At 69.1% G+C, this 19763-nt stretch carries 25 protein-coding genes; 7 read left to right on the forward strand and 18 right to left on the reverse strand.

Going from position 1 to position 19763, the window contains the following annotated elements; genetic code table 11:
• Nucleotides 1-59: 59 nt before the first annotated feature.
• The 15 genes from H7694_RS08470 to H7694_RS08540 form a co-directional block, all read right to left on the reverse strand.
• Nucleotides 60-2654: a DNA methyltransferase gene (locus H7694_RS08470; RefSeq protein ID WP_193596107.1), complete on the reverse strand. Its 2595-nt coding sequence runs from the start codon at nucleotides 2652-2654 to the stop codon at nucleotides 60-62.
• Nucleotides 2651-3142, reverse strand: a complete 492-nt coding sequence (locus tag H7694_RS08475; RefSeq protein ID WP_193596108.1) for an NUMOD4 domain-containing protein — start codon at nucleotides 3140-3142, stop codon at nucleotides 2651-2653. Before H7694_RS08475 ends, H7694_RS08470 begins: the two co-directional genes overlap by 4 nt.
• Complete coding sequence (locus tag H7694_RS08480; RefSeq protein ID WP_193596109.1) at nucleotides 3135-3602, reverse strand: hypothetical protein; 468 nt, start codon at nucleotides 3600-3602, stop codon at nucleotides 3135-3137. Before H7694_RS08480 ends, H7694_RS08475 begins: the two co-directional genes overlap by 8 nt.
• Entirely contained in the window at nucleotides 3599-3913 is a 315-nt protein-coding gene (locus H7694_RS08485) for a hypothetical protein (protein ID WP_193596110.1), read from the reverse strand. The genes H7694_RS08480 and H7694_RS08485 overlap by 4 nt, the downstream gene beginning before the upstream one ends.
• Nucleotides 3910-4671 (reverse strand): hypothetical protein, encoded by a 762-nt coding sequence (locus H7694_RS08490; RefSeq protein WP_193596111.1) that lies wholly within the window; start codon nucleotides 4669-4671, stop codon nucleotides 3910-3912. The genes H7694_RS08485 and H7694_RS08490 overlap by 4 nt, the downstream gene beginning before the upstream one ends.
• The gene (locus H7694_RS08495) at nucleotides 4664-5641 is read right to left on the reverse strand and encodes a YqaJ viral recombinase family protein (protein ID WP_193596112.1); all 978 of its coding nucleotides are present in this window, start codon (nucleotides 5639-5641) and stop codon (nucleotides 4664-4666) included. Before H7694_RS08495 ends, H7694_RS08490 begins: the two co-directional genes overlap by 8 nt.
• Entirely contained in the window at nucleotides 5638-5919 is a 282-nt protein-coding gene (locus H7694_RS08500) for a hypothetical protein (protein WP_193596113.1), read from the reverse strand. The genes H7694_RS08495 and H7694_RS08500 overlap by 4 nt, the downstream gene beginning before the upstream one ends.
• The gene (locus tag H7694_RS08505) at nucleotides 5916-6056 is read right to left on the reverse strand and encodes a hypothetical protein (RefSeq protein ID WP_193596114.1); all 141 of its coding nucleotides are present in this window, start codon (nucleotides 6054-6056) and stop codon (nucleotides 5916-5918) included. Before H7694_RS08505 ends, H7694_RS08500 begins: the two co-directional genes overlap by 4 nt.
• Entirely contained in the window at nucleotides 6053-6412 is a 360-nt protein-coding gene (locus H7694_RS08510) for a DUF6085 family protein (RefSeq protein WP_193596115.1), read from the reverse strand. The genes H7694_RS08505 and H7694_RS08510 overlap by 4 nt, the downstream gene beginning before the upstream one ends.
• On the reverse strand, nucleotides 6409-6786 hold the full coding sequence (locus H7694_RS08515) for a hypothetical protein (protein WP_193596116.1): 378 nt from the start codon (nucleotides 6784-6786) through the stop codon (nucleotides 6409-6411). The genes H7694_RS08510 and H7694_RS08515 overlap by 4 nt, the downstream gene beginning before the upstream one ends.
• A 2-nt stretch (nucleotides 6787-6788) precedes the next feature.
• Nucleotides 6789-6983 (reverse strand): hypothetical protein, encoded by a 195-nt coding sequence (locus tag H7694_RS08520; RefSeq protein WP_193596117.1) that lies wholly within the window; start codon nucleotides 6981-6983, stop codon nucleotides 6789-6791.
• Nucleotides 6983-7279, reverse strand: coding sequence for a hypothetical protein (locus H7694_RS08525; RefSeq protein WP_193596118.1), 297 nt, complete (start codon nucleotides 7277-7279; stop codon nucleotides 6983-6985). The genes H7694_RS08520 and H7694_RS08525 overlap by 1 nt, the downstream gene beginning before the upstream one ends.
• 64 nt (nucleotides 7280-7343) lie before the next feature.
• Complete coding sequence (locus H7694_RS08530) at nucleotides 7344-8096, reverse strand: phage antirepressor KilAC domain-containing protein (RefSeq protein ID WP_193596119.1); 753 nt, start codon at nucleotides 8094-8096, stop codon at nucleotides 7344-7346.
• Entirely contained in the window at nucleotides 8093-8251 is a 159-nt protein-coding gene (locus H7694_RS08535) for a hypothetical protein (RefSeq protein WP_193596120.1), read from the reverse strand. The genes H7694_RS08530 and H7694_RS08535 overlap by 4 nt, the downstream gene beginning before the upstream one ends.
• A 125-nt stretch (nucleotides 8252-8376) precedes the next feature.
• The gene (locus H7694_RS08540; protein ID WP_227468384.1) at nucleotides 8377-8616 is read right to left on the reverse strand and encodes a helix-turn-helix domain-containing protein; all 240 of its coding nucleotides are present in this window, start codon (nucleotides 8614-8616) and stop codon (nucleotides 8377-8379) included.
• A 164-nt stretch (nucleotides 8617-8780) separates the two neighbouring features.
• Here H7694_RS08540 and H7694_RS08545 point away from each other — a divergent pair, with 164 nt between their 5' ends.
• The 7 genes from H7694_RS08545 (at nucleotide 8781) to H7694_RS08575 (ending at nucleotide 16908) form a co-directional block, all read left to right on the forward strand.
• Nucleotides 8781-9089, forward strand: coding sequence for a helix-turn-helix domain-containing protein (locus H7694_RS08545; protein ID WP_193596122.1), 309 nt, complete (start codon nucleotides 8781-8783; stop codon nucleotides 9087-9089).
• Nucleotides 9090-9274: 185 nt separating this feature from the next.
• A complete protein-coding gene (gene aceE / locus H7694_RS08550; RefSeq protein WP_193596123.1) occupies nucleotides 9275-12001 on the forward strand; it encodes a pyruvate dehydrogenase (acetyl-transferring), homodimeric type in 2727 nt (908 codons plus the stop codon).
• A gap of 4 nt (nucleotides 12002-12005) precedes the next feature.
• Entirely contained in the window at nucleotides 12006-13220 is a 1215-nt protein-coding gene (locus H7694_RS08555) for a PucR family transcriptional regulator (RefSeq protein WP_193596124.1), read from the forward strand.
• Between the two features lie 112 nt (nucleotides 13221-13332).
• Nucleotides 13333-14256, forward strand: coding sequence for an ACP S-malonyltransferase (locus tag H7694_RS08560; protein ID WP_193596125.1), 924 nt, complete (start codon nucleotides 13333-13335; stop codon nucleotides 14254-14256).
• Entirely contained in the window at nucleotides 14253-15251 is a 999-nt protein-coding gene (locus H7694_RS08565; RefSeq protein WP_193596126.1) for a beta-ketoacyl-ACP synthase III, read from the forward strand. Before H7694_RS08560 ends, H7694_RS08565 begins: the two co-directional genes overlap by 4 nt.
• A 66-nt stretch (nucleotides 15252-15317) precedes the next feature.
• Entirely contained in the window at nucleotides 15318-15566 is a 249-nt protein-coding gene (locus tag H7694_RS08570; RefSeq protein ID WP_193596127.1) for an acyl carrier protein, read from the forward strand.
• 97 nt (nucleotides 15567-15663) lie between these two features.
• Nucleotides 15664-16908 (forward strand): beta-ketoacyl-[acyl-carrier-protein] synthase family protein, encoded by a 1245-nt coding sequence (locus H7694_RS08575; protein ID WP_193596128.1) that lies wholly within the window; start codon nucleotides 15664-15666, stop codon nucleotides 16906-16908.
• A 152-nt stretch (nucleotides 16909-17060) separates the two neighbouring features.
• Here H7694_RS08575 and H7694_RS08580 read toward each other — a convergent pair whose 3' ends face one another.
• The 3 genes from H7694_RS08580 to H7694_RS08590 all read right to left on the reverse strand — a co-directional run bounded on the left by H7694_RS08580 (nucleotide 17061) and on the right by H7694_RS08590 (nucleotide 19735).
• Complete coding sequence (locus H7694_RS08580) at nucleotides 17061-17564, reverse strand: DUF3145 domain-containing protein (RefSeq protein WP_193596129.1); 504 nt, start codon at nucleotides 17562-17564, stop codon at nucleotides 17061-17063.
• Nucleotides 17565-17754: 190 nt separating this feature from the next.
• The gene (locus H7694_RS08585; protein ID WP_193596130.1) at nucleotides 17755-18798 is read right to left on the reverse strand and encodes an NAD(P)-dependent alcohol dehydrogenase; all 1044 of its coding nucleotides are present in this window, start codon (nucleotides 18796-18798) and stop codon (nucleotides 17755-17757) included.
• 163 nt (nucleotides 18799-18961) lie between these two features.
• On the reverse strand, nucleotides 18962-19735 hold the full coding sequence (locus H7694_RS08590) for a hypothetical protein (RefSeq protein ID WP_193599141.1): 774 nt from the start codon (nucleotides 19733-19735) through the stop codon (nucleotides 18962-18964).
• Nucleotides 19736-19763 lie beyond the last annotated feature (28 nt).

A 19763-nucleotide genomic window follows, 5' to 3' on the forward strand; every position in this document is an offset into this window, starting at 1 on the left:
GTAGGGCTCCCCGGATATCCACGTCACGTCGTCGTGCGCGCATTCGGTCTGCGAACTGCTCATGCCGCGCTCCCCTCTTCGATGTCGAGCAGATCGAACAGCGACGGGGTCGACTGCTCGGCGTCAAGCTCCCGCTGATACATGACCGCGTCGCGGAACGACGTCGGGTTGAGTTCGGATGCGCGGCCGTCGCGGCCGAGCTTCCGGGCGCGCAGCGGTACCGTGCCGAGCCCGCCGAACGGGTCGAACACCAGATCGCCCTTGTTCGAGTACCGCTCGATCAGCCGGTCGACGATGTCGAACTGCAGCGGGCAGATGTGGAACTCGAGCGCGCGGCGTGACTGTTCACCGTTGAGGGTGAGCATCCGGTTCACGTCGTCCCAGACGTCGTGCCGCCACGAGCCCGGGTCGAGGCTCTTGAACGTCGAGGGCAGCGCGTTCTTCGCGGCGAGTGCTTCGCCGGTGCGAACGTGCGCGTCGAAGTCGTACACGTTCGCGCGGGTCTGCTGCTTGAACAGTCGCGAGCGGTGCTTCGGCTCGATCGCCGCCAGTTCCTCCGGCGTCAGCAGCCGGTCGCCCGACGAGCGCCAGTCGGCGGCCGCGTCGATCTGCCAGCGCGCGAGTGAGTAGTCCGCGACGTCCTTCACGACCCGGTCGTCGGCGTACCCCTTCGACCTGTCCGTCTGCGGCTTGTGGAACAGCAGGATGTACTCCGGCGAGCCGACGCCCATCTTCGTGCCGTCCTTCCGCATCTCGGTGTAGCCGAGGCGGTAGGTCTGGTTGTTCTCCCGGACGACGTCGGTCGTGACGGTGATCATCCCCATGTAGTCGAAGCCGTGCTTCAACCCGTGCGCGAGTGCTTCGGCGTGGAACGGTGACACAGTCGGGATGCCGGCGCCGGTGACGTTGCCGAACTGGATGCGGTCCTTCACGTGGCAGGCGTAGATCCGGCCCGGCTTGAGCACGCGCAGCAGCTCGGGCGTGAGGTAGTCCATCTGCTGCCAGAAGTGCAGGTTGTCGTCGGTGTGCCCGAAGTCGTTGTAGCTCGGCGTGTACTCGTAGTGGTTCGAGAATGGGATGCTCGTCACGATCAGGTCGACCGTGTTCGCGTCCATGTGGTCGCGCGTCTCGATCACGCAGTCGTTCAGCGCGAGAGTCCAGCCGGGCCCGGATGCCTCGACCCTCTCGACGCCCATCGCGCGAGTGAGCGCGGCGGAGATCGCGGCCGGGTTGAGGCCGAACTCGCGGATCACATCGCTCATCGTCTCGGTGAGGCGGTCGTGCTCTTCCCACTTCGCGAGCAGGCTGTCGCGGATCTCCGACTCCGTCTCGGCGTAGATCAGATGCACCGTGCAGGGTCGGGTCTGCCCGAACCGCTGGATGCGGTGCACTGCCTGGATGGTGTCGTTGAACTTGTGCGTGACGCCGACGAAGATCGCCGTGTTCGAGCGCTGCAGGTTCATGCCCTGGCCGAGCTGCACCGGCTTGCCGACGAGCTCGGCGGTGCGGCCGTCGCGCCAGGCGTCGAGGCGTGCCTCGGCCTCGTCGTCGCTGAGCGCACCGTAGACGCTGCTGAACGGCAGGCCCTCGGCGCGGAGCGCCTTCTCGATCGCGTCCTGCTCGTCGTTCAGGTCGCACCAGATGATCACCGGGTCATCGGCGCCGTGCTCGGCGACATGCGCTCGCACGAGGCCGATTGCGTGCGCGACGCGCTCGGGCAGCGTCTCGCGCTTCTCTTTCGCGGCGGCCTGTAGCGACTTCGCGCCGGTGCGTACGAGCACGCCCTGCCCGTCGCGGTCGATCTCGTCGGAGAGGACCCCGACCTCGACCTGATGCCACTGCACGTCGAGGTCCGGCAGGTCGTACCCCTCATCGGAGTGACCGAGGTCGGACGGACGCTGCACGAAGCATGCCCACGTGTTCAGCCACAGCCAGAACTCGCGCTCCTTGTGCGGGTACAGCCGCAGGTTGCCCGCCTTCGAGCTGTCGCGCTGGAAGAACCGGGTGAGCGCCTGGCCGGTGTCCATGATGCCGAGGAACCCGGCGTAGTGGATCAGCTCCTTGTGCCGGTTCGGCGACGGGGTGGCCGTGGCGACGAATCGGAACGGGATGCTGTCGAACAGACCGAGGAACTCTTGATACGTCTTCGAGCCGAACGAGCGCAGCACGGATGCCTCGTCGAGCGAGACGGCGTCGAAGCGGTCGACCTCGAGGCGGCCGTCGCGCACGGACTCGTAGTTCGTCACGTAGATGCCCGACCACGCCGGATCGACCTCTTCGGTGCGGCGGATGAACCGCACCTCCATGTCGAGCAGATTGCGGCCGTCACGGATGAACTCGCCGCGGACGCCGAGCGGCGCGACGATCAGCGCGCGGCCGCCGACGACCGGCGACGCCGGGTGCGCGAGGATCTGCCGCAGCGTCTCCATCTGCATGATCGACTTGCCGAGCCCGAACTTCGCGAAGATCGCACGGCGGCCGCCAGCGACCGCCCAGCGCACGATGTCCCGCTGATGCGGGAGAAGGACGGGCGCGAGGTCGCTCTCGTGCACGGGGAATCCGAAGCTACGATCGAACGCGACCTTCTCCCGCAGGAACTCGTCATGCGTGATCGCCGGCAGTTCGAGGAACGCGGGATCGGTGAGCGTGCTCATCGGTGTTCTCCTTGACTTGCGGCCCGGTATCGGGCCTGACGCTCGCGGTGGCAGGTGCGGCAGACGCGCTTGCCGTCGCTCAGCAGCGTGTTCTCTGCGGTGTACGGGTGGCCGTTGTCGCAGGCCGTGCGGTTCGCCCAGCGGTGATTGCCGTGGCGGATCGTGTCGTTCTGGTTCTGCGAGCTCGTCCCCCAGTAGAGGTTCGTCGCGGCGTTGTTCGTCTGGTCACCGTCGCGGTGGCAGACCTCGAGGCCTTCTGCCGGGTTCGGGTCGATGAAGGCCAGCGCGACGATGCGGTGGACGCTCACGAGGTTGTACTCGCCGGACCGGTAGAGCCCGACCTTCACGTATCCGTGGGCATTCCGATGCTGAGACGGCTCCCAGCCGGCCGCGTGGAGATGCGTGCTCGTGATGCGCCGGACTCGGCCGGACGCGGTCACCTCGTAGAGCCCCTCGTAGCCAACGACGGGCCGCCATTCCTCAGCCACGGAACTCACCCCGCATGTTCGCGTTCAGGCTCCGCAGGATGTCGATGTCCCGGCCAATGGCACGGTCGTAGTCGCGGGCGTACTCGAGCAGTAGCCATGCGGTGTCGCGGGCTTCTTGCGCCTCGCTGACCCGCTTGTCGGTGGCACGGGCGATGTCGCGGCGCTCGCTCATCGGAAGGCGCGGGTACTCGGCGAGCAGGTCGCGGGCGCCGATCGCGACGGCGATCGTCAGTTCCCGCTCACGCTCTGCGAGCGCGGTCCGCAACTCGTTGAGCGCCTTCGGTGCGCGCGCGGCGACCTGCCGTGCGTACTGCAGGGCGCCGGCGCACTGCACCGGGGTCGGGAGCAGCGCGACGAGCTCGTCCTCGGAGAGCGCCGCGAGGTTCAGCGGCACCATGTCCATGCCGGCGGCCGCGGCCTCGTCCTCGGTGACCTCGCCGGTCGTGAAGTTGACGCTCACAGCGATCCCTCCATCCCGGGGAGCGGCACGAACCCCGCAGGCACGTGCATCTGCTTCTCGGTGCCCCGAACTGTCACGTCGGTGTCGTTCCACCACATGACGTCGACGACTGTCAGCTCGCCTTCCTCCCCGATGCGCTCGCGCGCGTACTCGTCGATCAGTTCCGGGTCGAGCGCCTCGCCGTCGTCGTCGATCCCGGCCCACTCACGGACCTCAGCGTCGGTGAACGAAAGCTCGCCCTCGACCTTCGCCTCGACGCGCGCGACGATGCCGACCTGGTATCGGGTGACGGGGTGCACAGGTGCGTTCATCGCTTCCCGCCCTTCTTGCGGGCGGCCTTGCGGCGCGCGGCACGGTTCGCCGGTGGCAGGTGGTCCTGCGGGGTCCGGCGGGCCTGTGCGGCCGCGTCCGTGACCGTGAGCAGCTTCTCGTCGGTCACGCTCACCGCGGCGCCGGGCACCTCGACGGATGTCGCGATCGCCGGTGCGAACCAGGGGTCGATGGCCTCGGCCTCGATCTCGCGGCGGCGCGCGCGCAGCTGCCGGTGCAGGGCCGTGCCCTCCGCGTCAGGGGTGAAGATGCGCAGGGCGCGTCCCTCACGCTCGATCGCGTCGAGCAGCTCGCGGGACTTCGCCTCGGCGATCTCCTTCGCCCAGTCGCGCGCCGGAAGATCCGGTGCGGCATCCGCGGTGGCGCGCTCGTCGCCCTCATCCTCGATCACGATGTCGCCGAGCAGATCGCGGAACGTCTGCCGGTAGCAGACCATGCGGGCCGTGCGCCCGAAGTGGCGCATCGGCGCTCCCACCCACTTCGCCGCCCAGAACTCATCCGCGCGGGGCACCTGCTCGTCCCACCGGATCGTCACCTTCGTCGGGATGCGCACGTCCTTGCGGTAGACCTCGACGCGCGCGAACTCGGGCAGCGGGTGCTCCGTCGACGGCGCCCAGGTCTCCGACCAGGTCTCACCGTCGTTCGAGAACTCGACAGGGCCGGTGCCGTCCCACATGCCGGAGCCGTGGACGATGCGCTCGACCTCACCGATCGTCTTCTTCTCGACCAGCTCAGACATCCTGCACCTCGATCTCCTGGAAGCGCAGCGACGATGAGCGGCTGAGCTTCGGGTAGGTCTTCTTCGCGGCCGACTCGAGAGTCGCGAGGTCGGCGCGCAGCTTCACGACGGCGGCGTGCACGTCGGGGGCGTCGGCCTCCCACTCGGCCTCGTCGATCCCGATCCGTTCGGACACAACGGACTGGAACCCGCCGGATGCGCCCATGCCGACCGCGCCGAAGCGGGCGGCGTGAGGCAGCTTGGCGATCGCCTTCTTGAGTGCGGCGGCTGCGGTCTTCTCCGCGGCCACCGCGGCGTCGAGCGAGCGCTTCAGCGGCGCCCACTCGTCGAGCGCCGCACGGACCTCGTCGGGGAGGTCGTCGATCTCCGGGCATCCGGCGTCCCGCCAGGCGATGAAGCGGTCGGCGCGCCAGATGAGGAACTCGATCATCTCGTCGTCGCGCGGGACCGGGATCCACGTCGCGCCGTCGACCGGCGGCATGTCGTCCTCGTCGCGGACCTCGAACCCGTACAGGGCGTAGTCGGCGCCGAGCACGTGCATCTGCCACTGCATCTGCGCCACGTGCTCGGCCGGGATGTCGTCGCGCTCCCACTTGTGATCGTGCGACTTCACCTCGACGACCACGAGGCGGCCGTCCGGGTCGATCGCGATCGCGTCCGGTGTCGCGCGGTGCAGGTCGTTGTCGACCGCGGCCCACAGCGCCGCGTTCGGGGTGAGGGTCGCCATGCGCTCGGCGGCCTCGTCGAGCAGCGCGGCCTCGCGGGCGTGGCCGGCGCTCGTGGCCTTGTTGCCGTGGAAGCGGGACCCGTTGAGCTTGGCTTCGAGGATCCTGCGCCACGTCTTCAGCGCGCCGCGGGCAATCTCCCACGCCTCCGAAGCGGTCACGCCCTCGCCGCGCTCCATCATCCAGACGGTGCGCGGCGCGTCCTCCGGGACGACCACGCGCGCCGCAGTGATCTGCGGGGTCACAGTCCCAGCCCCTCTCGGATGTGCACGCTCAGCACGTTCGCGCGAGCGCCCAGGTCGGTCGCCGTGTCGTCGGTGCGCCCCTGCGCGACGCGGCGAAGCTCGGCGCGCTCGGCCTGCATGTTCGCGAGGCGCTGCTGCTCGACGAGCGCGAGCGTCGCGTGCACCTGAGCGGCGAGCATCGATACGATCGCACCCGCATCCTCGCCATAGTGGCCGTAAGAGAGCGTCTGGCTCATCGTCTTTCGCGCCTCGGCGGCGTAGTCGATGCGGGCGCTCATGACGCCAGCCCCAGCATGTCCTCGAGCTGCATGCGCTCGGCCGGGTCGGTGACTCGGCGCGCGACCATCCGGCGGGCAGCCTCGCGGGCCTCCTCGGGGACCGGCTTGGTCGTCTTCATGACGTAGGCACGGCTCATGATGCGAACTCCTTCAGCGGGATCAGGTCGTAGTCGGTGGGGTCGTCCTTCATCAGGACGCGGTACCGGCCCTTCTCAAGCGGTTCCCCTCCGGCGATGTGCGCGTGGATCTCGCAGTCGAAGAGACCGCCGGTGAGGCGCTCCGTGAGCGGGTGCTGCAGGGTGAACGTGTCGCCGTCGGCCTGCACGATGTGGTGGTGGCCGCCAGTCATGTCGATCAGCACGGCCAGCGCGACCGCGGCGGCGTCGTCGGCGATCGCCGAACGCTCCGCCGGGGCGAGGTACTTCCGGTTCGGGGTCATCTGCTTGCGGATGCCCTCGGCGACGAGCGCCTCGATCACGTCGAGCTGGCTCACGATGCGTCGTCCCCACCGTTCACGGTGAACGTGATGCCCTCGTCGCGCATCCGCTGCATCGTGTCGGCGAACGGGTCGCCGACCCCGAAGTCGAACTCGAGGGTGCCGTCGCCGGTGCGCTCGGCGCGCACGCGCGCCATGATCTCGGTGACGACCTCGACGTCGTCGGCGTCGCGGATCGGCTCGATGAACAGGACGCCGGCGACCGGAGTCACCTCGCCGCCCGCGGTGTAGTCGATCTGCTTCTTCGCCGTGTCGATCACCATCACGACGAGGTGGCGACGCTCCGGATGCTGGACGAGCTGCGCGTGCAGCCGCTCCATTCCATTCGCGTCGAACTCCTTCGGCAGCGCGGCCGACAGCTTCACGGTCATGATCAGTCCCTCCCAGAGGTGGTGAATGCGGCGATGAAGATCGCCAGAGCGATGAGGACGCCGAGGTCGGCGCCGTTGAAGACGGGATTCGCGGCGGGGACCGCGACGAGCGCGGCGACGATGATCGCGGTCGCGACGAGCACGAACCGCCACGGGGCGAGCGGCGCGCGGCGGACTCGGGTCGGACGGGCGCTCATCACGACACCCGGTTCCGGACCGCGTGCAGGCCAGCCTGCGACGACGGCGGGTAGTCGATCGTCTCGGGGACCGCGGTGATCAGGTCCTCGTCGGTGAGGCGTACGTGCTGCACCGCAGGGAGGGGCACGAACGGTGCCGCCTCCACCAGCTCGAGCGCGAAGACCTGCCCGTCGATCTCGTCCGCGACCTCGGCCGCCTCGTCGAAGTCGTCGAGCAGGCGTCTCTTGCCCGCGAGCGTCGCGCGCCCATCGCGCGTCTCGACAACCAGGGCCGTAGGATTCTCAGTGATGGCCATTGTGGTTGGCCTTTCTCTTGGTGGGGCGTCCGGTGCAACGGGCGCCCTGCTTTCGTATGCGGGTTCAGAGGGTGGCCAGCTCGAGCGAACCGAGCCGGATGCGGAGACGTTCGAGCCCCCGAACGGTGACCCGCACCTGCGGCGGGTCGAGCACAAGCTCCCCGGTGCGGGGGTGGTGGTGCGACTGCGGCTTCTCCGTGAGGTGGCCGCGGGCGACGATCTCGGCGTACGCTCGCCATTTGCCGTCGCGCCCACGGAATGTCCACGCGATGTCGGCGAGCTGCTGGAACAGCCGCTGCGGACCGGTTTCGACGCCGGCGCGAGCGAGGATCTTCGCGGCATCCGCAACCGAGTAGTCGCCCTCGGCCGACGCGAGTTCGTCCCACGCCTCAGCGCGCGGAGTCAGCGCCTCGATCTGCTGGTGCGCCTCGCTGATCGCCGCGTTCGCCTCGATGACCGCACGGGCGAGCAGCTGCTCCCGCGACTCCGGCACCTGGTAGCCACCCGTGCGGCGGATGCTCGGCAGTACCTCGCTGGTGATCCAGCGACGGAACTTCAGCGCGTCGGGCTTATCTGACCGGATGGCGACCTCGTAGAGGCCGGACTCGTTCACGATCCGCGCGACCTGCGGGCGGCCGATCGCGTCGATGACCTCAGCCTGGCTTAGGGCATCCGGGTCGACGCGCGCCGCCGTGACCGACGGGTTGCTCAGTCCGAGCGCGGCGCACACGTCGGCGAGCACGAACCACGGCTCGCCGTCGACGAGCACCGTGCGCACGGCATGCCCGTCGAAGCGGAACACTTCGAGCGCGCTCACGACGCATCCCCGATCTGTCGGCTCCCGGCACCGTCGAGCCGGTCAAGCCGGGACAGTGCGTTCGGGTGCGTCTCGTCGATCAGCTGCGCCCAGCGACCGCGACGGGTCTGCGCGTCGGCACCGACCTCGGGCACGTTCACGCGCTCGGTGGTCATGACGTCACCGCCTCGCGGTCGATGACCTCCACCGCACAGCCGGGCAGCGTAGCCCGATGCGGTGGTCGGATCGTTGGTTCGGATGACGTGCTCGCCGGCGGCCGACGTTACGACGTAACGCTCGGTCATGATGCGGCCGCCAGCGTCTCGATCTCCGCGAAGCTGATCGACACGCGCATCCCGCATGCCGTCGCGATTGCGTCGAGGTCGGCGAGAGTGAGCGGCGTATCACCGGACAGCCGTCGCCCCACGGCAGACTGAGACATGCCGACCTTGGCGGCCAGCTTCTCCTGAGACATCCCGGCTTCGCGGGCGCTGAACCGCAGGACGCTGGTTACCCGCTGGATGGGTAGATCGGTGAACATGACCACCACTGTACCCACGGAGCGGGTAACTGCAAGTCTTGATCAAGCGCCCGGCGTGTCGCTCACCCGGTTTGCGCACCGTTTACCCGCTCAGTGCTTGACGCACCCGGGATTAGCGGATAGATTTCTGTGTCATGAGCACAACAGCCATTGCAGAAGACCCCATGGACGACCGACTCCGCGTCGCCAGCGCGGTCCGCGCACACTTCGGGGCGGCGGGACTCAGCGCCTCCGCCGTCGCGCGTGAGATTGGCATCACACAGTCGAAGATGAGCCGACGCACCACCGGTGCCGAGCCCTTCGACATCGACGAGCTCAGTGCGATCGCGCGCGTGCTCCACGTCGAGCTCGTCGACTTGATCACGGGGACGAACCTCCCGGCGCGACCGCTCCGTGTCGGGGCCGGCGCAGGGGCTCGACGCCACCTGTACCTGGTGGATGGCGATCCTGAAGCGCCTGCATCAGCGGTGTAAACGTGGCGCTCTACCAGCTGAGCTAAAGGCCCTCGATGTGCAATTCTAACGGGCGCCGATTGCGTCATCCGTCACCGGAACGGATATAGGCTGAGCACAGCACGTGCTGTGCTGAGTCGACAAGACTCCCCACGCTGCATCCCGTTTCCTTGGCAAGACCTGCCAGCTTGACGAAAGGTTCTCCCGTGACGGTGCACGATCAGGATCCGTACTCCCAGGGCCCCCTCGACAGCGATCCGGAGGAGACCGGCGAGTGGCAGCAGTCGCTCGATGAGCTGGTGGACGCGAAGGGCCACGGCCGTGGCCGGGAGATCATGCTCAGCCTGCTGAAGCGCTCGAAGGAGCTGCATCTCGGCGTGCCGATGGTCCCCACCACCGACTACATCAACACCATCGCCCCGGAGAACGAGCCCGAGTTCCCCGGCGACGAGGAGGTCGAGCGCCGTTACCGTCACTGGATCCGCTGGAACGCGGCGATCACAGTGCACCGCGGGCAGCGCCCCGGTATCGGCGTCGGCGGTCACATCTCCACCTACGCGGGCGCGGCCTCGCTGTACGAGGTCGGCTTCAACCACTTCTTCCGCGGCCAGGACCACCCCGGCGGCGGCGACCAGATCTTCATCCAGGGCCACGCCTCCCCCGGCATCTACGCCCGCTCGTTCCTCGAGGGGCGCCTGAGCGAGGCCGACATGGACGGCTTCCGCCAGGAGAAGTCGCACCTGGGCAACGCGCTGCCGTCGTACCCACACCCGCGCTCGATGCCCGACTACTGGCAGTTCCCGACGGTGTCGATGGGCCTCGGCCCGATCAACGCGATCTACCAGGCGCAGGCCAACAAGTACCTCACCAACCGCGGCATCAAGGACACCAGCGACCAGCACGTCTGGGCGTTCCTCGGCGACGGCGAGATGGACGAGGTCGAGAGCCGCGGCCAGCTTCAGGTCGCCGCGAACGACGGTCTCGACAACCTCACCTTCGTGATCAACTGCAACCTGCAGCGCCTCGACGGCCCTGTGCGAGGCAACGGCAAGATCATCCAGGAGCTGGAGTCGTTCTTCCGCGGCGCCGGCTGGAACGTCATCAAGGTCGTCTGGGGCCGCGAGTGGGACGACCTGCTCGCCCGCGACACCGAGGGCGCGCTGCTGAACATCATGAACGTCACCCCCGACGGTGACTACCAGACGTACAAGGCCGAGTCCGGCGCGTACGTCCGCGAGAACTTCTTCGGCCGCGACGAGCGCGCGCTCGAGCTGGTGAAGGACTACACCGACGAGCAGATCTGGCAGCTGCGCCGCGGCGGCCACGACTACCGCAAGGTGTACGCCGCCTTCAAGTCGGCCATGGAGCACAAGGGCCAGCCCACCGTCATCCTCGCCAAGACCGTCAAGGGCTACGGCCTGGGTCCGCACTTCGAGGGCCGCAACGCGACCCACCAGATGAAGAAGATGACGCTGGAGAACCTCAAGACCTTCCGCGACACCATGCAGATTCCGATCACGGACGCCCAGCTCGAGGAGAACCCGTACCTGCCGCCGTACTACCACCCGGGCGAGCAGGACGAGACGATCCAGTACATGCTCGAGCGCCGCCGCGCGCTGGGCGGCATGATCCCCGAGCGCCGCACGAAGCACACGCCGATCACCCTGCCCGGCGACGCGACCTACGCGCTGCCGAAGAAGGGCTCGGGCACGCAGGAGATCGCCACGACCATGGCGTTCGTCCGACTGCTGAAGGATCTGCTGCGCTCGAAGGACTTCGGCCACCGCATCGTGCCGATCATCCCCGACGAGGCCCGCACCTTCGGCATCGACGCGTACTTCCCGACCGCGAAGATCTACAACCCGAACGGTCAGCAGTACACCTCGGTCGACCGTGAGCTGCTCCTGGCCTACAAGGAGAGCCCGCAGGGCCAGATCGTCCACGTCGGCATCAACGAGGCGGGCGCCGTCGCGGCCTTCACCGCGGCCGGCACGTCGTACTCGACTCAGGGCGAGCCGCTCATCCCGATCTACATCTTCTACTCGATGTTCGGCTACCAGCGCACCGGCGACGCCCTGTGGGCGGCCGGTGACCAGATGGCCCGCGGCTTCGTGATCGGCGCCACCGCCGGCCGCACCACGCTGACCGGTGAGGGACTGCAGCACGCGGACGGCCACTCGCCGCTGCTGGCCTCGACCAACCCCGCCACCGTCTCGTACGACCCGGCCTACGGCTACGAGATCGCCCACATCGTCCGCTCGGGTCTCGAGCGCATGTACGGCGGCTCGCACCCCGACCCGGACGTCATGTACTACATCACGGTCTACAACGAGCCGCTGGTGATGCCCGCCGAGCCCGAGGATGTCGACGTCGACGGCATCATCCGCGGCCTGCACCGTGTCTCGGTGGACTCCGGCGAGGGCCTGAAGGCCCAGCTGTTCGCCTCGGGTGTCGGCGTGCCGTGGGCCCTGGAGGCCCAGGAGCTGCTGCGCAACGACTGGTGCATCAGCGCTGACGTGTGGTCGGTCACCTCGTGGGGCGAGCTGCGCACCGACGGCCTGGCCGCCGACGAGCACAACTTCCTGCACCCCGAGGAGGAGCCGCGCACGGCCTACCTCACCCAGAAGCTACAGGGCGCCGAGGGCCCGGTCATCGCGGTGAGCGACTTCATGCACGCCGTGCAGGATCAGATCCGCCAGTGGGTGCCGAACCCGTACTACACGCTGGGCGCCGACGGCTTCGGCTTCTCGGACACCCGTGCCGCCGCACGTCGCTTCTTCAAGATCGACGGTCCGTCGATGGTGGTGCGCACGCTTCAGGCCCTGGCCGACGAGGGCAAGGTCGACCGCGCCCTCGTGTCGCAGGCGATCGAGAAGTACCGACTGCACGATGTCAACGCAGGCACCAGCGGGAACGCAGGCGGCGAGAGCTGACCCTGTGACCGGTTCCCCGAAGCCGGCCCCGGACAAGGCCGCGACCCTCGCCTGGCTGCGCCGGATCTCCGGTGACATCGCCACGGTGACGATCAAACGGCTCGAGGACACCCTTCCGTGGTACGCCGACATGCCACCGGCCCGGCGCTCCGCCGTCGGGCTGGTGGCCCAGGCCGGCATCACCTCGTTCATCCAGTGGTACGAGGATCCGACTTCGACGCCGTGGATCGCCGCCGACATCTTCGCCGCAGCCCCTCGTGAGCTGCTGCGCAGCGTCAGCCTGCAGCAGACGCTGCAGCTCATCCGGGTCACCGTCGAGGTGACGGAGGAGCGGGTCGCCGGCCGGGGCGACGACCTGCGTGAGGCGATCCTGCTGTACTCCCGCGATGTGGCCTTCGCCTCGGCCGACGTGTACGCGCGCGCCGCGGAGGCGCGCGGACTGTGGGATGCCCGGCTCGAGGCGCTCGTCGTCGACTCCATCCTCACCGGTGAGGCCGATGAGGAGCTGCCCAGCCGCATCGCGGCTCTGGGCTGGCACGGTCACGGCGAGGTGTGCGTGGTCGTCGGCACCACCCCGCCGCAGTTCGACGTCGACCAGGTGCGCCGCACCGCACGCCGACTGTCGGTCGACATCCTCGTCGGCGTGCAGGGGTCGCGTCTCGTGCTCGTCATCGGCCGCGCGCGCGTGCCCGGGCGGGAGCCGGAGAGCGATGATCTGCCGTTCGCCGAGATCGCGCAGCGCCTGGAGCCCTCGTTCGGCCCCGGCTACGTCGTGCTCGGCCCGCCCGTCGCCGCACTCGTCGACGCCGGGCAGAGCGCACGGGCGGCGCTGGCGGGCTTCGCCGTCGCGCGGGCCTGGCGCGGGGCGCCCCGCCCCGTCGAAGCCGACGACCTGCTCCCAGAGCGGGCCCTGGCCGGCGACACGCTGGCCAAGCACACACTCATCGAGCGGATCTTCCGCCCCCTGCAGGCGCACTCTCCCGACCTGGTGACGACGCTGTGGAGTTACCTCGACAACGGCCGCTCCCTGGAGGCCACCGCGCGCGAGCTGTTCGTGCACCCCAACACCGTGCGCTACCGCCTCAAGCGTGTCAGCGAGGTCATCGGCTGGGATGCCACCGGGCCGCGAGAGGCCCTCATCCTGCAGACCGCCCTCATCCTCGGCTCGATCGGCAGCGCCGAGCCCTCGCGACGCCGGCCCCCGGCGCGTCGCCGCTGAGCCCCGCCGCCGCTGAGCGGCAGCCTCGGACTGTGCGCCACGCACAAGCGAATCGGCGATTCTTGTGATGGTTCATCCACCGCGATCGGCCAAACGTTGGCAAAATGGATGGGTGATCGTCGTCGCCTGCCCTGGACAGGGCTCACAGACCCCCGGATTCCTGGCCCCCTGGCTCGAACTGGACGGAGTCGCCGAACAGCTCGCCGCCTTCTCGGAGGCCGCTGAGGTCGACCTGATCGCCCACGGCACCGAATCGGATGCCGACACGATCCGCGACACCCGCATCGCGCAGCCCCTCATCGTGGCAGCCTCGATCGTCGCCTCCCAGGAGCTGGTCCGCCTCGCCGGGCGCCGCGCCGACGGTGCGGCAGGGCACTCGGTGGGTGAGCTGGCCGCCCTGGCGGGCGCCGACGTCATCGGCACCGATGACGCGATGCGCCTGGTCGGGATCCGCGGACGGGCGATGGCGGATGCCGCCGCCCAGGCGCCCACAGGCATGAGCGCGGTGCTCGGCGGCGACGCCGACGAGGTCGTGGCACGCCTGACCGAGCTGGATCTCACCCCCGCCAACTACAACGTCGCCGGCCAGATCGTGGCCGCCGGCTCGCTGGAGAACCTGGCGCGCCTCGCCGAGGATCCGGTGAAGGGCAGCCGCGTGCGCGCCCTCGAGGTCGCCGGCGCCTTCCACACCTCGTACATGGCACCCGCCGTCGAGGCCCTACGCACCGCCGTCGCAGAGGTGCCGGTTCACGACCCCGAGCTCACGCTCTGGTCGAACCGCGACGGCGCCGTCGTCACCGACGGCGCGGACGCCCTCGACCGCATCGTCACGCAGGTGTCCTCCCCCGTCCGCTGGGACCTGTGCATGGAGTCGTTCGCCTCGGCGGGAATCACCGGCTTCATCGAGGTCGCCCCTGCCGGCGCCCTCGTGGGCCTCGCCAAGCGCGGCCTTCGCGGCGTGCCCAACGTGGCAGTCAAGACCCCGGAAGATCTCGATGCGGCCGTCGCGCTGCTGAACGGAGAAGAGTCGAAGTGACCACGCTGAAGCAGGCCACCGGTCCCGCGTACACCCGGATCTACTCCGTCGGCGCCGCCCGCGGCGAGAACGCGGTGCCCAACGACGACCTGGTCGGCCCGATCGACTCGAGCGACGAGTGGATCCGCCAGCGCACCGGCATCATCACGCGCGCCCGCGCGGTCGCCGGGACCAGCGCGATCGACCTGTCCGCCGATGCCGCCGCCGAGGCCGTGCAGAAGTCGGGCGTGGACCCGTCCGACATCGACCTCGTCATCGTCGCGACCATCAGCAACCCCAAGCAGACCCCGTCGGTCGCCGCGATCGTCGCGGACCGCATCGGGGCGAACCCCGCCGCCGCGTACGACATGAACGCCGCGTGCGCCGGCTACGCCTACGCGATGGCCCAGGCGGATGCGCTGATCCGCGCCGGAGCCGCCCACTACGCCGTCGTGATCGGCGCCGAGAAGCTCTCCGACGTCGTCGACCCGACCGACCGCAGCATCTCGTTCCTGCTCGGTGACGGCGCCGGCGCCGTGGTCGTGGGGCCCAGTGACACGCCGGGCATCTCGGCGACTGTGTGGGGGTCTGACGGCTCGAAGGCCGACCTGGTCGGCATGAACCACACCCTGACCGAGTTCCGCGACGGGGCCGCTCCGTGGCCCACGCTGCGCCAGGAGGGCCCGCGGGTCTTCCGCTGGGCGGTGTGGGAGATGGCGAAGGTCGCCCGCGAGGCGCTCGAGACCGCAGGCATCGAGGCATCCGATCTGGCGGCCTTCATCCCGCACCAGGCGAACCTGCGCATCGTCGAGGAGTTCGCCAAGCAGCTGAAGCTGCCCGAGACCTGCGTGATCGCACGCGACATCGAGACCACCGGGAACACCTCGGCGGCCTCGATCCCCCTCGCCACCCATCGCCTGCTCGAAGAGCACCCCGAGCTCAGCGGTGGTCTGGCGCTGCAGATCGGCTTCGGCGCGGGGCTCGTGTTCGGCGCGCAGGTGGTCGTGCTCCCCTGATCGGGGCGCGCGCTTCCCTAGACTGTTCAGCGGTTCAGACAATCATCCCCAGAAAGAGGAGAAAACATGGCTCTCACCACCGACGAGGTCCTCGCAGGCCTTGCTGAGCTGGTCACCGACGAGACCGGCATCGACGCATCCGAGGTCGCGATGGAGAAGTCGTTCACCGACGACCTCGACATCGACTCGATCTCGATGATGACGATCGTCGTCAACGCCGAGGAGAAGTTCGGCGTGACGATCCCCGACGACGAGGTCAAGAACCTCAAGACCGTCGCCGACGCCGTCAACTTCATCGTCGCCGGCCAGGAGTGACACCTCGGATGCCACCCCCGTCGGTCCCTGAGCCCCGTCGAAGGGCGCGGGGTGTGGCATCCTCCTTCCCTGAACCACCTCCCCACGAAGGACCTTCATGACCAAGCGCATCGTCGTCACCGGTATCGGCGCCACGTCCGCTCTGGGCGGCACGGCCCCCGAGAACTGGGCGAACCTGCTCGCCGGTGTCTCGGGCACCCGCACCCTGCCGCACGAGTGGATCGAGCAGTACCAGATCCCCGTGACGTTCGCCGCCGAGGCCGTCGTCCGGCCGGAGGAGGTTCTGCCGCGCCACGAGGCGAAGCGCCTGGACCCCTCGACGCAGTTCGCGCTGATCGCCGCGCGTGAGGCGTGGGAGGACGCCGGGGCCCCCGAGATCGCCCCCGAGCGGCTCGGCATCGACTGGGCGACCGGCATCGGCGGCGTGTGGACGCTGCTGGACGCGTGGGACACGCTACGCGAGAAGGGACCGCGACGCGTCATGCCGCTGACGGTCCCGATGCTGATGCCCAACGCCGGCGCAGGCAACCTGTCGCTGCACTTCAACGCCAAGGCCTTCGCCCGCACCGTGGTCAGCGCCTGCGCCTCGAGCACGGAGTCGATCGCGAACGCGTACGAGCACCTGCAGGACGGTCTGGCGGATGTCGTGATCGCCGGTGGCGCGGAGTCCGCGATCCACCCGATCACGATGGCCTCCTTCGCGTCGGCGCAGGCGCTGTCGCGCCGCAACGACGACCCCGCCACGGCATCCCGTCCCGGCGCCATCGACCGTGACGGCTTCGTCATGGGCGAGGGCGGTGCGGCACTGGTCCTCGAGACCGAGGAGCACGCCAAGGCTCGCGGCGCGAAGATCTACGCCTACCTCGTGGGGGGCGGCGTCACCGCCGATTCGTACCACATCACCGGCAACGACCCGGAGGGTGCCGGCGCCGCGCGCGCCGTCGAGGCGGCGCTGGCCCAGGCCGGTGCGACCCCCGACGAGGTGGCGCACATCAACGCGCACGCGACCTCCACCCCGGTGGGCGACCCGAACGAGTACGAGGCGCTCAAGCGCGTCTTCGGCGACCGCATCGACGACATCCCGGTCTCGGCCACCAAGGCCTCCACCGGCCACCTGCTCGGCGGCACCGGCGCACTCGAGGCGGTCTACACGATCCTCGCGCTGCGCGACCGCGTCGCCCCGCCGACCATCAACATGACCGAGCCCGACCCGGCCGTCCCGTTCAAGCTGTCCGGGGAACCGCAACCCCTGGGCGACGGCGATCTGCTCGCGATCAGCAACTCCTTCGGCTTCGGCGGCCACAACGCCGTCGTCGCGTTCCGCTCCTACCAGGGGGACTGACCAGCCGCATGGCGAAGGCCCCGTCCCCGGATCTGATCCGGGGCGGGGCCTTCATCGTCCGGGGCGGGATTCGTCTTCTCAGAGTCCGGGTGTGATCACCGGCATCCGATACTCACGCCTCCCGATCCCGGGGTCTGTGCGGGGTCGGCCGCTCAGCCGACCTTGTGGAGCCAGACGACGCGCGCGTCGTCGCCGGCGTGCCGGAAGGGCTCGAGCTCCTCATCCCAGGCGGCACCCAGCGCGACGTCCAGCTCGCGCTGCAGCTCGGCCGGGTTCCCGGCCGCGATCTCGATCGCGTAGCGGACGCGATCCTCGCCGATGACGATGTTGCCGGCGCTGTCGGTCTGCGCATAGTGGATGCCGAGATCCGGTGTGTGCAGCCAGCGTCCGCCGTCATTGCCCGGCGAGGGGTCCTCCGAGACCTCGAAGCGCAGGTGCTCCCAGCCGCGGATGGCCGTCGCGAGAGCGGAACCCGTGCCGACCGGGCCGTCCCAGTAGAACTCGGCGCGTCTGGTGCCCTGCTGCACGGGCTGGTCGCTCCAGTCGAAGCTGACGGCACGACCGATGGCGCGTCCTACCGCCCATTCCAGGTGCGGGCAGAGCGCGCGTGGCGCGGAGTGGATGTACACCACTCCGCGTGCGTATCCCGTCGCCATGATCTCTCCGTTTCGTCAGGTACGTCTTCCCCTACGACCTGACCCGAAGAACTCTGCTCCCTGAGGAGCTCGGCGGACTATGCGGTTGTACGGCGATTATCGCCCAGATCGCGGGGAATGACAAGCGTGTGATTCCCCGCGAGATGGCGGACTGGCGGGCATCCGCCGCACCGGCCCGTCATCCGGCGGCTCAGCTGTGCGGCGTCACCACCGCACGACCCGACAGCTTTCCGTCGTGCAGGTCGTGGTAGGCCTGCAGCGCGTCGTCCATGCTGTACCGCTTGACGCTCGGCGTGATCTGACCGTTGCGGTACAGGGCGGCGACCTCGTGCAGCTCCTCGATGGTGCCCCAGTAGGTGTTGGTGAGCTCGGCCTCATAGGGGTTGGAGTAGAAGTCCCACTGGGTCGGTCCGCCCGCGACGCCGACCACCGTGATGCGCCCCTGACGACGCACGACCTGCTGCGCCGTCTTGATGGTCGGGGTGATGCCGACGAAGTCGAACACGGCGTCGACGCCCTGGCCGCCCGTCAGCTCGCGGATGCGCTCGACCTGGTCGTCCCCGCCCGGCACCGTGACCGCACCCGCCCGCTCGGCCTCGGCCATCGCCTCTGGCTTCATGTCGGTCGCGATGACGGTCGCACCGGTGAGTGCCCGCAGGATCTGCACGGCGACCTGCCCGAGGCCACCGAGTCCGATGACCAGCGCCGTCCTGCCGCCGCCCGCCAGCTTCGGCAGCGCGAGCTTGATGGCGTGGTACGGGGTCAGGCCCGCGTCGGCGAGCGGCGCGGCATCGATCGGATCGGCGTCGCCCAGCGGCACGAGGTTGCGCGCCGGCACCGTCATGTACTCGGCCATCCCGCCGTCGCGGCCGAGACCCGTGGCCAGGTAGGGCTGGGTAGCGGCGTTGTAGCAGTAGGTGTCCTGTCCGCGGGAGCATGCCGGGCACCGGCCGCATCCGATGGGCCCGTACACGAGGTACGCGTCGCCCTTCTTGAATCCGGTCACGCCCTCGCCGAGCTCTTCGATCCATCCCGCGTTCTCGTGCCCGAGCGTGTAGGTCGGCGCCAGCTGATCGCCCATGCTCTCATCGAACTGCTCGAAGATCGCCACATCCGAGTGACAGGCACCGGCACCGGCGATCTTCAGCAGCACCTCGCCCGGCCCGGGCGTGGGTCGATCGACCTCTTCGATGGTGGGGAAGGTCTTCCACGCGGTGAAGCGCACGGCTCTCATGACGTCCTCCTGGCCCGCAGCGCCGTCGCGCGTGCATTGCGCTGGGAAACGGCGTCGCACTCACCCCGATCGTACTGAGGCGGAACGCGGAATGGCAGGGCGGCCGCCATGACAAAGGCGGCCCCGATCCGAGGATCGGGGCCGCCTTTCTGACGTTGGAGGATCAGGCCTCGCTCATGGCGAGCTTGGCCTGCTGGCCCTTGGCCGCGTAGTAGGCGGCGCGAGCGGCATCCTTGCGGGCCTGCTCGGCGTAGCCGTGCTCGAGCACGTCCTGCGGCACCTCGAACTGAGTGTGCTTGTCGGTGCCGTTGTACTTCGAGATGTACGCGTCCAGCTCAGGACCCGAGGTCCACGACGTGATCAGGTTGTACCGCGGCTCGGTGCCGTTGTGGGTGGTGGCGTGCCACAGGCGCTGCGTGTCGATGATCAGCTGCGCGCCGGCGGGCAGCGCGATGCGCACCTCGCCCTGGGGGTCGGTGCGGTTCTCACGCAGGACGAAGAAGCTGTCCTTGTCGTCGGTCAGGTTGAAGAACCCGCGCACGACCCAGCCGGTGCCGTCCGGGTTCAGGCGGTTGTTGTCGTCCTGGTGCAGGTTGTAGAGGCAGTCGCCGTAGGGCGTGGGCTGCAGCTCGATGACGCGGCAGCGGCCGACGTTGGCACCGGGCTCCTGGGCGCGACGGGTCAGGATGGGGGCCTTCTCGACCTGCGAGTCGATCCAGACGCCGTCCTTGTCGGTGCGCGGCGGCTTGTGGTTCCAGAAGCCGTTGCACTCGATGTCGCCCTTGGCGCTGGCGAGCGGAGCGAACCGGGTGTCACCCGAGGACTTCCAGTCGACGTACTCGATGTCCAGCCATTCCTTGGGGTCGAGCTCCTGGGCGTAGCTGTCGAGGATGACGAATCCCTTTTCCTCGAGGGCTTCGGACTTGATGTATCCCATGATCCGAGTCATGTCCTTTCGTAGCGGG

The organism is Microbacterium sp. YJN-G (assembly GCF_015040615.1).
GTDB lineage: Bacteria > Actinomycetota > Actinomycetes > Actinomycetales > Microbacteriaceae > Microbacterium.